The organism is Peribacillus aracenensis, from assembly GCF_025175645.1.
Classification (GTDB): Bacteria; Bacillota; Bacilli; order Bacillales; family DSM-1321; genus Peribacillus; species Peribacillus aracenensis.
Map to the genome: position 1 here is coordinate 108,846 of NZ_JANZMJ010000010.1, position 15,519 is coordinate 124,364.

The 15,519-nt window shown below is 40.6% G+C and carries 14 protein-coding genes; all 14 read right to left on the bottom strand.

Going from position 1 to position 15,519, the window contains the following annotated elements:
- Position 1: 1 nt before the first annotated feature.
- The 14 genes from N0M92_RS12505 to der all read right to left on the bottom strand — a co-directional run bounded on the left by N0M92_RS12505 (position 2) and on the right by der (position 15,232).
- The gene (locus N0M92_RS12505) at positions 2–712 is read right to left on the bottom strand and encodes a demethylmenaquinone methyltransferase (RefSeq protein WP_098370781.1); all 711 of its coding nucleotides are present in this window, start codon (positions 710–712) and stop codon (positions 2–4) included.
- A 3-nt stretch (positions 713–715) separates the two neighbouring features.
- Positions 716–1,546: a heptaprenyl diphosphate synthase component 1 gene (locus tag N0M92_RS12510; RefSeq protein ID WP_260286034.1), complete on the bottom strand. Its 831-nt coding sequence runs from the start codon at positions 1,544–1,546 to the stop codon at positions 716–718.
- 247 nt (positions 1,547–1,793) lie between these two features.
- Positions 1,794–2,042: a trp RNA-binding attenuation protein MtrB gene (mtrB, locus tag N0M92_RS12515; protein ID WP_076365643.1), complete on the bottom strand. Its 249-nt coding sequence runs from the start codon at positions 2,040–2,042 to the stop codon at positions 1,794–1,796.
- Positions 2,043–2,062: 20 nt separating this feature from the next.
- Complete coding sequence (gene folE, locus N0M92_RS12520) at positions 2,063–2,629, bottom strand: GTP cyclohydrolase I FolE (RefSeq protein ID WP_076365641.1); 567 nt, start codon at positions 2,627–2,629, stop codon at positions 2,063–2,065.
- A gap of 306 nt (positions 2,630–2,935) precedes the next feature.
- Entirely contained in the window at positions 2,936–3,208 is a 273-nt protein-coding gene (locus tag N0M92_RS12525) for an HU family DNA-binding protein (RefSeq protein WP_034308023.1), read from the bottom strand.
- Between the two features lie 505 nt (positions 3,209–3,713).
- Positions 3,714–5,192 (bottom strand): stage IV sporulation protein A, encoded by a 1,479-nt coding sequence (spoIVA, locus tag N0M92_RS12530; protein ID WP_260286038.1) that lies wholly within the window; start codon positions 5,190–5,192, stop codon positions 3,714–3,716.
- A gap of 232 nt (positions 5,193–5,424) precedes the next feature.
- Positions 5,425–6,150, bottom strand: coding sequence for a hypothetical protein (locus tag N0M92_RS12535; RefSeq protein WP_397443843.1), 726 nt, complete (start codon positions 6,148–6,150; stop codon positions 5,425–5,427).
- Positions 6,151–6,163: 13 nt separating this feature from the next.
- A complete protein-coding gene (locus N0M92_RS12540) occupies positions 6,164–6,361 on the bottom strand; it encodes a DUF2768 domain-containing protein (protein ID WP_048681698.1) in 198 nt (65 codons plus the stop codon).
- Positions 6,362–6,583: 222 nt separating this feature from the next.
- Entirely contained in the window at positions 6,584–7,957 is a 1,374-nt protein-coding gene (locus N0M92_RS12545; protein ID WP_260286040.1) for a putrescine aminotransferase, read from the bottom strand.
- Positions 7,958–8,258: 301 nt separating this feature from the next.
- The gene (locus N0M92_RS12550) at positions 8,259–10,364 is read right to left on the bottom strand and encodes a sigma 54-interacting transcriptional regulator (RefSeq protein ID WP_260286041.1); all 2,106 of its coding nucleotides are present in this window, start codon (positions 10,362–10,364) and stop codon (positions 8,259–8,261) included.
- Positions 10,365–10,560: 196 nt separating this feature from the next.
- Complete coding sequence (locus N0M92_RS12555; RefSeq protein WP_260286042.1) at positions 10,561–10,902, bottom strand: hypothetical protein; 342 nt, start codon at positions 10,900–10,902, stop codon at positions 10,561–10,563.
- Positions 10,903–11,131: 229 nt separating this feature from the next.
- Positions 11,132–12,469: an APC family permease gene (locus N0M92_RS12560; protein ID WP_260286043.1), complete on the bottom strand. Its 1,338-nt coding sequence runs from the start codon at positions 12,467–12,469 to the stop codon at positions 11,132–11,134.
- 383 nt (positions 12,470–12,852) lie between these two features.
- The gene (locus N0M92_RS12565; RefSeq protein ID WP_260286044.1) at positions 12,853–13,905 is read right to left on the bottom strand and encodes an NAD(P)H-dependent glycerol-3-phosphate dehydrogenase; all 1,053 of its coding nucleotides are present in this window, start codon (positions 13,903–13,905) and stop codon (positions 12,853–12,855) included.
- Positions 13,906–13,921: 16 nt separating this feature from the next.
- A complete protein-coding gene (gene der / locus N0M92_RS12570; protein ID WP_192205357.1) occupies positions 13,922–15,232 on the bottom strand; it encodes a ribosome biogenesis GTPase Der in 1,311 nt (436 codons plus the stop codon).
- Positions 15,233–15,519 lie beyond the last annotated feature (287 nt).

Below are 15,519 nucleotides of genomic sequence, written 5' to 3' on the forward strand. Positions count from 1 at the left end.
TTTATTTTGAAGGCTTGTACCCGAAATGTGTTGCTGCTACCCCACCGAAATGGGCCTTATAACTGACATTTTCCATTCCTGCCTGCTTAAACATGTTTTCAAGCTTTTTCATGCCTGGGAAATCCCGGGCTGATTCCTGCAGCCATGAGTATTCACTATAGCTTTTTGCGAATAATTTGCCGAACATGGGCATAATGAAACGGAAATAAAAATAATAGCCCTGTTTAAAGCCTAGCATCGTTGGCTGTGATGTATCCAGGCAAACGACCATTCCACCCGGCTTGGCTACACGGTTTAACTCTTTAAGCACTTTCATGTAATCAGGGACATTCCGCAGCCCGAAACCGATCGTGACATAGTCAAAGCTATTATCCTCAAAAGGAAGCTCCATTGCATTCCCATGCATTAGGGAGACTTGATCTAGATTGAGTTCATTCACCTTTTGTTCGCCGATTTTCAGCATGTTCTTACTAAAATCCAGACCAACAACCTTTCCTTCTGGTCCTACTTCATTAGCAAGGGCAATGGTCCAGTCCGCTGTTCCACAGCATACATCCAGTGCATGGGCGCCTTTTGGGACATTCATGATGGCCATTGTAGCCTTACGCCATTTAAGATGCTGTTTAAAGCTGATGAGGGAATTCATCTTGTCATAATTTCCGTAGATCTTTTCAAAGACATGATGAACTTTTTGCTCTTTAGACTGCTCCATGTTTCACCCTTCTTTCACATATGAATTTGCTATACTCTCTGTTTGTTCCAAGATGGCCTTCACTCTTTCCAGTAGCTCATCATCCAACTTTGCAAGTTTCCGCATCGAGCGCTCTACGGATTGCCTGGCATCCCACAGGCACTTGTCGAATTGGCTGCGTACCTGTTCTTCTTTTTCCGAAATGGGTACTTCCCCACCAATCGAGTCATCAAAAGGCATTTCCCTTAGGACATCAAAAACTATCGATTGACCCGACTTCATATAACTGCTCTTCTCAACATGCAACCGTTTTAAAAGCAACAGATCTTCCGATAGTTCCATCCAGGCAGGCTCACTATAGTACTCCCCCAGCTTATGAATCAGCGAAGCCTCGATCGCTTTTATCGTCATTAAAAGCGTTGGTACATCATTAATGGAACCTTGTTGGTAAAGGATGATTTTATTATCATTTATTTTTTTTATCGCGCTTGAAAGTATACGGATCATGTCAACATTACCTACACTGGCAAGCCCTTGATAATATAAGCCGCTATAGTAATCTCCGGCAAGCACTTGCAATTGACGATTTTTCAATACTTCTGGCGACTCGATTCCTTCACCCGAATTCGAGACGATCTCATGGGTATCCAGAGCTATTTGCACTAACATGGTTGAAATGATATATTGATTCCGTTTTTCGCTTGTAACGTCCAAATCGTTAAACAATCCCCAAAGCAATATCAGTTTATCTTCGTCCAAGCTTGGCTTTTGTATATACTTCAATAAATATGGATGTTGAGCTTTCGTTTCTATTAATCGTTTTAATTGCTTTATGTCGTCCGTTATGTTTAACAATTGAGATCACCCTTGCATCCCCGAAAGATAATTTTTTTCATACATATTGGTTTCTGTCTGTGTCAAATACACATTATTATACCATAAAAACAATCAGATGAAATGGTCAACGTTTATAAAATGAAACTTCCAAAAATAAGGAAACCATTGTCTTTTGCTCTTCAAAAAAATGGATGCGGGAAATTTACAGCTTGTTAAACCCATATCAGATGATTGATTTACTAATTAACCAGGCATTGAGACGCTATCATTTGTCAGGAGAATTCTTTTTGGAATCACTTTCTATCTCTCCGAATGGAGTATAGACCTTTGCATGGCCCCTGATTTTAATTGCCGAGGTATGCTCGGTGAATTGGGCGATCATCACCTCTCCTGAGTCAAGCTTTTCGGAGTGATGAAACTTGGTGTCCGTTCCCCTTGTCAACCCGATGACATTCACGCTATCCTCAATGGCTTTGATTACGACAAAATCATTCAGAATCTTTTTTTCATTCATTTTTTCCTGCCCCCATGTCCTTAGTCTTTAATGAATGCCAGCACTTCAGCTCTAGTACGGTGATCCTTCGCAAACGTTCCCCTTACAGCTGAAGTCACTGTTTTAGATCCGGGTTTTTTTACACCGCGCATGGTCATGCACATATGTTCAGCCTCTACTACAACCATTACACCATGTGGCTCGAGCTTTTCCATTATCGAGTCAGCAACTGTAGAAGTGATGCGCTCTTGAAGTTGCGGACGCTTCGATACAGCCTCAACCGCCCGTGCCAATTTACTTAGGCCAGTCACTTTTCCGTTTTTCGGAATATATGCTACATGGGCTTTCCCGTAAAAAGGGACTAAATGATGTTCACATACTGAGTAAAACGGAATATCTTTTACAAGTACGAGTTCTTCATGGTCCTCCCCAAAAACAGTATCGAAATATTCCTTTGGATCCTGATTAAGTCCAGAAAAAATTTCTTCATACATTCTGGCAACACGGCTAGGAGTATCCAGCAGTCCTTCCCTCGTTGGGTCTTCCCCTACAGCCTCAAGAAGCATTTTAACCGCTTCTTCTAATTTGGCATGATCAACATTAGCCATTTTTTGTACCTCCTAAAAAATCAATAATATTATGTATTCAGATAAAAAATCCAAGGCGTTGCACCCGGATATCCATAATTAAGATTATTAAAGCGACCCATTCCCCCATACATTGACGGCCTTTAAGGCAGTTTCGTCGGAAGCGGTATTCGGATGGTCATTTCCTTGTGGCGGATTTACCATCTGTTAGCGTTTCAAAAATATTCACTGTCTTTTATATTATCACAGATGGAAATTAAGAAGCAAAAAAAGGACCGCGTTTTCACGCGGCCCTTTTCGGTTAAGCACCCGTATGTAATGGTAGAATTACTTCACTGCATCTTTCAGCGCTTTACCGGGTTTGAAAGCTGGCACTTTGCTAGCTGCAATTTCGATTTCGTCACCAGTTTGTGGGTTACGGCCTTTACGAGCCGCACGTTCACGAACTTCAAAGTTACCAAAACCAATCAATTGGACTTTATCACCGTTTTTTAGAGCTTCTAAGATTGTATCAAAAACAGCATCAACAGCTTTTGTAGCGTCTTTCTTAGAAATTTCAGTTGCTGTAACAACTTCATTAATTAATTCTGTTTTGTTCATGCCATTCACCTCCTCCCAAAAGGGATCTTTATAAAAAATCATTATTACAACACTATAATAGTGATTTGATATTAGTTTCGGTCAAAAAATTTTCATTCCCTGGCAATCATGGATTACCAAGCCCGAATAATTTCCAAATAATTCATCCGGAAACCTATAAATAGGTTGAAATCGCTGTTATAACGCGTTTTCTGTATGTAGATTATCACAAATCCTATTCGCTTAGCAAGGGAATTCAAAAAATAATGGGAATCTTTTCATTAATAATTGTATATATTATAAATTTTGTCTTTCGCTATTCATCATTTCCCTTTTTTATAGAAATTAAACTTATTATATTGCTGAAAATCGCTTAACCACAGGGTTTTTTTAAGATTATACTAAATAACCGCAGATCATTTCAAATATTAGCATTCATAAATGGTATTTTTTCTGCGATCCTGCCGTTCATCCCATGCAAAAAGACCAATCCATAAATGGAGTTGGTCCAGCTTTTAAACGTTTTCTATAAGATGATGGCTATCAATCCCCCACTGCCCTCATTAATGATCCTCTCCAGTGTTTCTTTCAATTTATAGCGCGCATTGTCTGGCATCATCGCTAATTTCACTTGTATGCCTTCCCTTACATAAGAACTTAGGCTTCTGCCAAAAATATCGGAGTTCCAAATGGAAAGTGGATTGTCTTCGAAATCCTGCATCAGATACCGGACTAATTCCTCACTTTGCTTTTCCGTACCGATGATTGGCGAGAACTCGGATTCGACATCGACCTTGATCATATGGATGGAAGGAGCTACGGCTTTTAGCCTGACACCGAACCGGGCTCCCTGACGGATGATTTCCGGTTCATCAAGACTCATATCGTTAAGGGATGGGGCTGCAACACCATATCCAGTTTGTTTGACCATTCTTAATGCATCAGCCACCTGATCATATTCTGCTTTAGCATATGCAAAGTCCTGCATCAATGATAACAGATGATCCTTGCCCCGGATCTCTACACCGACAATTTCCTTCAAGATTTCATCATAGAGTTCATCTGGGGCGTATAGGTCTATTTCTGCAACACCCTGACCCATCTCAATGCCTGCAAGCGCGGCACGGTCAATGAACTCGAATTCATTGAAATGACCGACTACACGATCCACATCTCTCAGGCGTTTAATGTCCTTGACGGTCTCTTTAACCGCGACCTGGTAACTTTCCCTCAACCAATGATCCTCGCGCAGAACCATTACCCAGCTCGGGAGATTAACATTGACCTCAAGGACAGGAAACTCGTACAGGGCCTCGCGCAGTACGCTATAAACATCCGATTCCCGCATTCCTTCGACACTCATGGCCAATACAGGGATATCATACTTTTCCTGCAGGGATTCCTTCAGTGCTACCGTATTCGGGTGGTGGGGCTGAACGGAATTGACAATCATGATAAATGGTTTGCCAACCTCCTTCAATTCTTCGACAACCCTTTCCTCGGCCTCTAAATAATCACTTCGCGGAATTTCTCCTATCGATCCATCCGTCGTAACGACTACACCTAATGTGGAATGATCCTGAATTACTTTACGAGTACCGATCTCAGCCGCTTCATTGAACGGAATCGGTTCTTCATACCAAGGTGTGTGAATCATGCGGGGACCATTTTCATCTTCATACCCTTTAGCCCCTGGTATTGTATAACCGACACAATCGACTAAACGGATGTTCACGTCGAGGCCTTCAGCTACTTGAATCGATGCTGCCTGATTCGGTACGAATTTTGGTTCCGTCGTCATGATCGTCTTTCCGGCAGCACTTTGAGGCAATTCATCCTGTGCCCTGGCACGGTCCGCTTCTGACGGTATATTCGGAATGACGACTAGCTCCATGAATTTTTTAATAAATGTGGATTTCCCAGTCCTGACGGCACCGACCACCCCCAAGTATATATCGCCACCGGTCCGTTCAGCTATATCTTTAAAAATATCTACCTTTTCCAAGGTATCCCCTCCCGAATTAGAGTTTTGGGATTTCGTTTATCCATTTGCATTTATTTAGGACATTATATATCTATGATGTTGTCCTAAAAATTTATTCCAATTATTTCCCTGGTTCAATCCCTTCCTCCACCAGAAATTTTATATAAGGGTTGTTATTTTAAAAGTAAGATGAAATAAAGATAAATGAAATAACCCTTCCCCTACAATATATTTTGCAGAAGAAGGGTTATGCCTATTTTGTAAGAAATATTGGATTATTTGTTTTTCCATCAATTGTATATGGCAATGAATAGGCAGGTACGAACTCCGAACTCTGAACCAGCAGTTTTCGGATATCTTCACCTGGCTTAATTTCCCCCTCATGCTTCTTCAATGCCTCAAGTAAATCCGGGGTATAATCAACAAAAATACTGCCTTGACCATCGACTACAAGATATAAGTCTTTTTGTGAAAATGGGCTCGTGACCGTCGGAGCTTCCTTCAGGCCCATTTTCTCATAATCAAGAGTGAAGACATTATCGGATAACCTTTCCTTAAATGGCGGATATCCGTTGCTTTGCTGATAAGCAGTCAATCTCAAGGAAACATCCTGAATCTTCTGCGCCATCCTGACATCCAACAGCTTTACAGTCGGATCCTTTTCAACATTTACGAGGATGTATTGAAAGACGCCTCCCGATTCAAAGGCATTGTCTGGCGGTTCAGCCATATACCTCGGTGAAATCTTAGAAAATTTTATGACATATTTTTGATAAATCGGTGTTTCAGCATCTTTTGTAACGATGGGCAGTATGCCGCCTTCATCTTTCTGAAATTGGTCCACTGCACTTTGGACTGATTGTATTTGCTCTTTATAAGGCAGTTGGTTTTGCATTTTTTGCTTTTCCGGATATAAGCAGCCAGATAATGATACAGAGATGCATAATAAACATAATATTTTGAAAAAATTTCTCATCATTTCTCCTCACCTATCAAGTGGTTGGCCCGCTAAGAACAACGATAAGGATGATCAAGCCGGCCAGAATCATAAGTATGTATGCGATAATTGCTGTCAAGACTCTCCAAAAACCTTTTAATTTATAGCGGCTTAAGTAGATTAGAAATATAGAGATAACCATAAAGCCCATAGCTATAAAGGATATCCACATTTTTTGCAGAGCAGGTGTCATATCTTCATCACTCCTTTTTCCAGAAATTATTATAACATACCAAATTACGTTAAAGGAATTAAATCCTTGTCTAATCTGTGTAATTCCCGTTTTCATGACTCATTTTTCTTGAAAAAAATTTCTGAGGAGCAGTTATAAAACAAAAATATGTAAGTAATCCCCATACCCTCTCCCTCCAATTCAAAAAAAACAGCCCTAAGGCTGTTTTTCTGCTTACATAAATTAAGATTGCAGCGTCGGCAAGACTTCTTTAAACGCTTTAATGACTGTATCGACTTCATCCAACTTAATAGTCAATGACGGCTCAATCCTTATTGTTTTGGAATTTATGAGCGTACCTGCTACCAAGATGCCTTTATCAAAGAGGGCTTTTGAGAATTCATAGCCCACTTCATCTTTATGGAACTCAATACCGATCATCAAACCTTGGCCGCGGATCTCCAAAACCTTATCTTTGTGCTCATCAGCCACTTCCCTTAACCCATTTAAGAAGTATTCACCAACTTCTGCAGCACGCTGCGGTAAGTTTTCTTCCAAAAGTACGTCGATCGTCGCAATGGCCGCAGCACAAGCTAGTGGATTTCCGCCAAATGTCGTAGTGTGCATGAATGGATTGTCGAACCAGCTTTTAAACACTTTCTCATTAGCTACAACAGCCCCTGCAGGCATTACCCCGCCGCCAAATGCTTTTGCTAAACAAATAATGTCCGGAACAACATCATATAGCTCGGAAGCGAACATTTTACCAGTACGGCCCATTCCAGTTTGCACTTCATCCAATATTAATAACGCATCATATTCGTCACATAATGCCCGAACTTGCTTTAAATAACCTTGCGGAGGAAGGATTACCCCACCTTCACCTTGGATTGGCTCCAATAGTACAGCAGCAACATCTTCACCGACCAACGCACAACTTTCAAACGTTTTTCTCATCATATCCACATCACCAAAAGGTACATGACGCACACCTGGGATCAATGGAATGAACGGTTTTCTGAACATGCCTTTTGCCGTTGCCGATAGTGAACCAAGGCTTTTTCCATGAAATGATTTTGTCGTGGAAATGATCGTGTGTCGGTCACTGTACATTTTGGCCAGCTTAAGTGCAGCCTCCACGCTCTCGGTACCGCTATTCGTAAAGAACGAGTATTTTAGATCTCCCGGCGTGATTTCGGCAAGGATCTTGGCGAGCATTGCACGTAATGGATCAAGTAAGTCCTGGCTATGAAGGGCTTGTCTTTGTAATTGATCGGTTACAGCCTTTACAACTTTAGGGTTACGGTGGCCTACATTATAAATACCAAATCCACCTAAACAATCAATATATTTTTTTCCATTTACATCCGTAAAACAGGAATCTTGATCAGACCACTCAACCGAAGCGAATTGTGTGTCTTTAGTGACCGTCTTGCGGTATTCCAAAAACCCTGGGTTTACATGGTCACGGAAATTCTCGACCGTTTCTTTTGTTACCCACTGTGCATCTTCTTTTGAAATTTCTTTTTGTTCGATTAATTGAAGCACTTTTTTAATATAATCTTGGGTTGCTGATTGGTTAGTTTGAGTGTTTTTACTTTCTACGTTAATTGACATTTTTTAATCTCCTTTTTTTTTATAACTTTAGTGGATGGTTAATTAAGATTGCTTCTTTATGAAACTTTGATGCTTACCTCCCTTTTTTCTTATACTTATTAATCAAGCAAGAACCATGCCAAGTTAATTAACCAATAAATTCGCATTTCTTTTTGATAAATCACTCCGATTCTATGCAAATGTGCATAGCGTTATTTCACTTTGCATAATCATCTTGAAAGTCATCAATAGCTCCCCTAATGCCGTCAATAAAAATAAAAGCCGTTGACAAGTGATTTGCATCACTTGCAACGGCCTTTATTCAAAATGCATTGTTTTCGATTTTCTTATTCTGTTCAGCTAACACTTTTTGATACTTCCTGCTCACTGACGATTGACTTATCCCGAGCGCTTTAGCCGCTTTGGTCGTGGTTTTATACTGTTTCATGGCAAGCATGATCAATTGTTCTTCGACATGATCCTGTGCTTCCTGCAGTGGAAGAATTCTCGTAATGATGGGTTTCGATTGTTTAAAGTCACTGCCCACAGGTATGAACCTTTGAATGAAGTCAGCATCGATCGTCTCTTCATCTGCAGAAACAACCAATCTTTCAATCATGTTCTGCAACTCACGAATGTTCCCCGGCCAGGTATAGACTTCCAGTATATTTAATGCATCGGGGGAAAAGTGGTAATTCCGCTGATACCTTTCATTCAGTTTTTGCAGGAAATGAAAGGCTAGCGGCGGTATATCCTCCGGCCTCTCCCTTAAAGGGGGCACATGTATGGGGATGACGTTCAATCGATAGAATAAATCTTCTCTGAACGTGCCCATCTCGACCATTTTTTCCAGACTCTTATTCGTGGCTGCAACAATTTGAACATCAATGGAAATGGGCGTGGTGCTGCCAATCGGAATCACTTCCTGTTCCTGGAGGACCCGCAGCAGCTTGACTTGCAGATGTATGGGCATGTCACCCACTTCATCAAGGAATAAAACACCTTTATCGGCCTGTTGAAAGTATCCTACCTTCCCATTTTTATCTGCTCCTGTAAAGGAACCCTTCGTATAGCCAAACAATTCACTTTCGAGGAGGTTTTCCGGAATCGCCCCGCAATTTATCTTCAGGAAAGGCCGTTTAGATCGCCTGCCCATTTTATGAATGGCCTCGGCTATCACTTCTTTACCTACTCCCGACTCCCCGTTGATTAATACAGTAGATGAAAAATGAGCGATTTTCTTGACTTGGCTGATTATCTGCTCCATTTTAGGACTTGCAAAAACCAACTCTTTATAAAATTGATCTTGTTTTTTGAAAGAGTCCAGTTCTTTCCTCATTTCATTTAATTCCGATTTCAATTGAGTCGTTTCCGTTATATCCCTTGATGCAATGACTATTCGATCTATATCGCCTTTTTCATTAAACACAGGGGTGCCCACGGATAGGACTTTCTTATTCATTTTCGTATCCTGGACAACCGATACTTTCTTTTTTTGGTCAAGGACTAACCGGGTGACCGAAGGATTAAAAATCCCTTCATCTTCTAATTGCAAGAGATTCTTCCCTATATAATCTTTTAAGTCCTTCCCCCAGAATCCTGAGATGATGCTGTTACTATAGCGCAGCAGCTCTCCTTTTTGATTCACTACAAGTATTTCATCATAGATATTCGCCAAAATGGCATTCAAGTCTTTATTCGAGCTTTTTATCAATTCTATTTCCATGGCCATTTCTTCAACCATCGGTAAGTCCTGAACGATGATGATCAGGCCTTCGACTTCTTTTTCATGGTTCAGAATCGGGCTATAGTCGACAAGCACACTCATGACATCAGTAATCTCCAACTGATTCAGAATACTGCTCCTGCTGGTAAACACGCTATGTATATGCTGCTTATTGAAGATGTTCGCAGCAGGTTCATTAATGACTTGATCAGAAGGCTTTTTTATCATCTTCAAGCCTGATTCATTAAAGTTCACGATATTTTTTTCTTTATCAGCCACAAAAATCCCCATAGGAATGGAGGTTAAAATCACATTTAGCAGGTCTAAATTTTGTTTGCTGTCCTGCTTGAATAATTCAGCTAATACATCTTCCCTTTTTACATAACCGGTTAGCAGGCCATCATCCGTTTTTATCAGTACGATAGGTTCACCGATAATTTGAAACAGATGCGGCAAGGAAATGTTAGGGTGCAATTTACAGACATTATCAATCGAAAAAGCATACTGTAAAAGCTGATCGACTGTCGTTATTTTTTCATTTAACGGGAGGTCATCCATTCGGATATACGCAAACACTTGATTCTCTTTCATAAGAAAGAAGAAAGGTTCCTGTATCTCATGAATTTTTTGGTCTGAAAATGTAGGCTGATCAATTGTTATAGTTATGAATGGTCTTATTTTATCATCCGGAATAGATAACACATTTTCACTCTCCTTTTGTAACCTAACCTATATTTTATCACAATTCTGAATTGCAAGATAAAAAATAACATGCACCATACCCAATTTCGATCATTTACTTTTATTCGTTCCACAACAAAAGGGTCCTTTAACGGACCCTTTTGACCTAAAAATATGGAATGCACCATTTATTTTATAAAGGACCACTCACTTTTTCTTAGCCTTTAGCATACCCCTGCTGGTTATGATTAGAGGATGGCCGTCCTCGCCCTGGGCGCTTTTTATAAAGATAGGGAGGCTTCCACCATACCGTCACTTCTCCTTGCCCCGTATGAAATATCACAGATGGGTGAAACGATGAATATGTCCATGACAAGACGTCGAAATAATCAGTAAACTCAGCGCCGGTGCATAATCGGGTACAGAAGTAATGCTGTAAAGAAAATACGGAACAACAATTAATCGACCCATTCAAACGAATGATTAAATTCATCTGTATCGACTTACCTGCAAGTAAATAACCGGAATATGGATTAATAGACTTTTTTCGTATACCCATATACCAAACCTGCCGAAGGAAGGATCTTTCCATAACTGCACGCTGTGAAAAACATCACCATAAAAGCAAGCCAGCAGGCTCCCGGAACCCTACCAAGTGACATATTCTTGCTCATAAGCACTAACACAAGTCGCTGACGCCATGAACGAAAATAGAACAACAGGCAACGCTCTCTTCATTTTCCCATCAGCCATATAACAACCACCCTTGTTTCATGAATACAATAGATTCACTGTGCTTTTTCAAAACGGAATAGCGGAGGGGATTCCGTAAACCATTTTGTCCGATACAGAAGATAGCCAATCCCAATTACCGCCCAGACAATCCCTAAAATCAAGGAACTCATCTCGAGATTAAGCCAAAGGATGAAGACCGAAGCCGCGCCTAAAACCGGGGAAAGAATAGTTGAAAGAAATCCTTTAATCGTTCTGAAGCTTTTGTTTCTTATTGCGTGGACGATTACGCAAATATTCACGAAGGTAAAAGCGATTAAAGCCCCAAAGTTTATGAGGGAAGTGGCCGTAACCAAATCAAGGAATAAGGCAACCAATGATATGGACCCGACAAATATGACATTAAAAAATGGCGTGTTATATTTGGGGTGGATAAACCCAAATAGTTTTTTCGGGATCATTTGGTCACGCCCCATGACATATAGCAACCTAGAAACACTAGCATGAGATGCAAGACCGGAGGCAAGGGTACCGCATAAGGTTCCTGCTAGAAAGAAAGCCTGAAATAACTTCCCGCCAACGAAAAGGGCAATTTCCGGAGAAGCTGCTTCAGGATCGCTAAAACGGGAAATATCCGGGAAAAATAACTGTGTAAAGAATGATGCCGTCACAAATAATCCCCCTCCGATAAGGGCAGTCAAAAAGATGGCCCGTGGTACCGTTTTGGATGGATTCGATGTTTCTTCCGATAAAGTAGTGACTGCGTCAAACCCCAAGAATGAAAAACAAAGGATTGTAGCACCAGATATGAGCGTCGACATTTCCAAATGTGGCCCGATGAATGGCTGAATCGACAAGACCTCTCCAGTGCCTTCTCCACCCATGACCCCTTTAACCACAAGTGCCACAAAAATAACGATGACCAACATTTGAAAAAAAACAAGGAAGCTATTAAAGTTGGCTGCAAGATTAACATTGAATAAGTTAATGAATGTCATTAAAAGGACAAATGCCACCACCCATATCCATGGATATACTTCCGGAAATAGAGCAGTTAAGTATATTTTTGTTAAAATGCCGTTCACCATCGGTAAAAATAAATAATCTAGTAAAGAAGACCACCCGACAAGGAAGCCTAAATGTGGATTAATCGTTTTTTGTGTGTAAGTATAGGATGAACCTGCCTGTGGATAGATTTTCACCATTTTTCCATAACTTGCTGCAGTAAACAACATCGCTGAAAGAGCAATGACATATGCGGTTGGCACATGCCCCCCCGTTTTTTCGGAAACTATGCCGAATGTATCAAAAACAACCATCGGCGTCATATATCCAACACCAAGCAATACGATATGCCATAAATTTAAAGACCTTTTCAGTTTACCTGTTTGCATGTATCATTCCCCTTCCTTTTTTAGCGAGAAAAGTAAACCAACTTTCCTCCCCTCCCTAATAATTTTTGGTCATATTACACTTCGCAATTTTCATACCAAAAAAAATAGTCGATTTTTAACCAAAAACAAGGAAATATGTAGAATGATTTATGCAATAATGAATAATCTATTCAAATACTCATAAATTAAATGAAATCCGATGATTTTTTGCATAAAAAAAAGCAGAAGATATCTGGATATCTTCTGCTCATTTGACTAAATCCCCCGTGCCGAGGTCAAATTACTAGTTTACTTTCGTTGCATTGTATGCTGATACACGGCAAGGCGCATCATCAAATGCCTAATTTAATGAAATTCTTTTATGAAAATCAACAAATTGGAGGTTAATCCTGCTGCCTGCTATCCAATATGTTATAAAGTTCTTCCATCTCATTCGTTTTTGAACGATTCATCAAAAGGTCAACAGCCTTTTTCACTTTTTCCCCATTGAATAAAACATCGTACAAGGCTTCTGTGATCGGCATGTTCACTTCGTACTTCTGGGCTAGTTGATAGGCAGCTTTAGTGGTTCTGACACCTTCAACGACCATACCCATGTTTTCCAAAACTTCTTCAAGCTTTTGCCCTTTACCAAGCATATTCCCAGCTCTCCAATTACGGGAATGAACGCTTGTACAAGTGACGATCAAGTCGCCAATCCCAGCTAAACCTGAAAACGTTAGTGGGTTAGCCCCCATGGCCACCCCTAAACGGGATATTTCAGCCAATCCCCGTGTCATTAATGCCGCCTTGGCATTATCCCCATAGCCTAAACCATCCGTAATGCCGGCAGCCAAAGCAATGATGTTCTTCAATGCCCCTCCGATTTCAACACCAACCATGTCCGGATTTGTATATACACGGAAATTATTATTGATAAAGATGTCCTGAACCCTTTCGGCAGCCTTCATATTCTTTGAAGAAACGGCAACTGTTGTCGGGTGACGGAGACTTACTTCTTCAGCATGGCTCGGTCCTGAAAGAACCACTATATCCTTAAGCCATTCAGACGAAGAGACTTCTTCAATCATTTCCGATATACGAAGCAATGAATCAGGTTCAATTCCCTTACTCACATGAACGATTGTCAATGGTTTATCATGAACCTCTTCAATCTGACCAAGCACTTCCCTGTAGGCTTTGGTAGGAACTGCCAAAATAATTATTTCAATCCCGGCCAGCGCTTCCTTAAGGGAAGAATAACCTTTAATCCCCATAGGCAATTCAATCCCAGGCAAATATTTTTCATTCGTATGATTTTGATTTATTTCATTGATTTGTTTCTGATTATGTCCCCACAATCTCACTTCATGCTGGTTATCGGCGATTACGAGCGCTAAAGCAGTTCCCCAGCTCCCAGCTCCAATCACTGCGATACTTTCTTTATCTTTCACCATGATATAACCACCTTTACTATTTTCTCTGGCGTCCAAAAATTCGTATTGGTGTTCCTTCAAAACCAAAGGCATCCCTAATTCGATTTTCTAAAAATCTCTCATATGAGAAATGCAATAACTCAGGATCGTTAACGAATACAACGAAAGTTGGCGGCTTGATCGCTACCTGAGTCGTATAATAAATTTTCAAACGGTTGCCATTATGAGTCGGTGTCGGATTCATCGCTACCGCATCCATGACCACTTCATTCAAGACATTTGTCTGAACCCGGATAGCATGATTCTCACTAGCCTGATCAATGACCGGTATTAAGGTATGTGTCCGTTTTTTCGTTAAGGCAGAAAGATAAATGATTGGCGCATAATCCAAGAATAGGAAATGGGCACGGATCTTTTCTTCAAAATCCTTCATCGTTTTTTCATCTTTCTCGATGGCATCCCACTTATTGACAACGATGATGACAGCCCTACCCGCTTCATGGGCATATCCGGCAATTTTTTTATCCTGCTCACGAATACCTTCTTCTGCGTTCAGGACCACAAGAACAACGTCTGAACGCTCAATTGCCCTTAATGCACGAAGTACGCTATATTTTTCCGTACTTTCATACACTTTACCTTTTTTCCGCATCCCTGCTGTATCAATAATGACATATTCTTTGCCATTATATTTATAAGGAGAGTCAATCGCGTCGCGTGTCGTACCTTCTATATCACTTACAATGACACGTTCTTCACCTAACAATGCATTGACCAAAGATGATTTTCCTACGTTCGGTCTTCCAATCAAACTGAATTTAATGACATCATCAGCATAATCCTGGCCGCTGAAATTAGGGAAATGTTTGGCCGCTTCATCCAGAAGGTCACCAAGACCAAGTCCATGAGACCCGGAGATCGGGAATGGATCCCCAAAACCTAATGCATAGAAATCATAAATTTGATCTTTCATTTCTGGGTTATCGACTTTATTTACTGCAAGGACAACTGGCTTTCTTGATTTATAGAGTATCTTAGCTACTTCTTCATCTGCAGCCGTTACACCTTCACGACCATTCGTCATAAAAATTATCACATCAGCTTCGTCGATGGCAATTTCAGCCTGCTGGCGGATTTGTTCCAGGAACGGCTCGTCACCAATATCAATCCCACCTGTATCAATAATGTTAAAATCATGTGTCAACCATTCACCAGAACTATAAATCCTGTCCCGGGTTACTCCAGGAACGTCTTCGACAATCGAAACCCGTTCTCCAACTATTCTATTAAAGATTGTCGATTTTCCCACGTTCGGACGACCGACTATCGCAATTACCGGTTTTGGCATTGCTATTCACCCTTTCTGCTACTATATCTCTGTCAAAGTCACGAAATTCATGAATGCATATATTACGGTTGCTTTGCATTATTGATTTTCATCATTTCCTTTTAAAGGAAAAGGCTGTATCTATCATCATTTAAAGGAATCTTTCATCAGTAAGAAAATCCTAACTGATGTTCAGTTAAACTCATCAAGTATTCACGGGCAGTTTGTCCACTTGACGCCCCGGTTCCAAAAGTGACGCGAAGCCAACCCTCCTGCATGCTCAAACTTGATTATAAACAGCCCAAAAA

Bases quoted from the DNA above. Each gene is read 5' to 3' on its own strand.
- N0M92_RS12555 (WP_260286042.1), bottom strand. From the start codon at position 10,902: ATGGGTATACGAAAAAAGTCTATTAATCCATATTCCGGTTATTTACTT.
- N0M92_RS12525 (WP_034308023.1), bottom strand. From the start codon at position 3,208: ATGAACAAAACAGAATTAATTAATGAAGTTGTTACAGCAACTGAAATT.
- N0M92_RS12505 (WP_098370781.1), bottom strand. From the start codon at position 712: ATGGAGCAGTCTAAAGAGCAAAAAGTTCATCATGTCTTTGAAAAGATC.
- N0M92_RS12545 (WP_260286040.1), bottom strand. From the start codon at position 7,957: ATGTCAATTAACGTAGAAAGTAAAAACACTCAAACTAACCAATCAGCA.
- folE (WP_076365641.1), bottom strand. From the start codon at position 2,629: ATGGCTAATGTTGATCATGCCAAATTAGAAGAAGCGGTTAAAATGCTT.
- N0M92_RS12540 (WP_048681698.1), bottom strand. From the start codon at position 6,361: ATGACACCTGCTCTGCAAAAAATGTGGATATCCTTTATAGCTATGGGC.
- der (WP_192205357.1), bottom strand. From the start codon at position 15,232: ATGCCAAAACCGGTAATTGCGATAGTCGGTCGTCCGAACGTGGGAAAA.
- N0M92_RS12560 (WP_260286043.1), bottom strand. From the start codon at position 12,469: ATGCAAACAGGTAAACTGAAAAGGTCTTTAAATTTATGGCATATCGTA.
- N0M92_RS12535 (WP_397443843.1), bottom strand. From the start codon at position 6,150: ATGATGAGAAATTTTTTCAAAATATTATGTTTATTATGCATCTCTGTA.
- mtrB (WP_076365643.1), bottom strand. From the start codon at position 2,042: ATGAATGAAAAAAAGATTCTGAATGATTTTGTCGTAATCAAAGCCATT.
- N0M92_RS12565 (WP_260286044.1), bottom strand. From the start codon at position 13,905: ATGGTGAAAGATAAAGAAAGTATCGCAGTGATTGGAGCTGGGAGCTGG.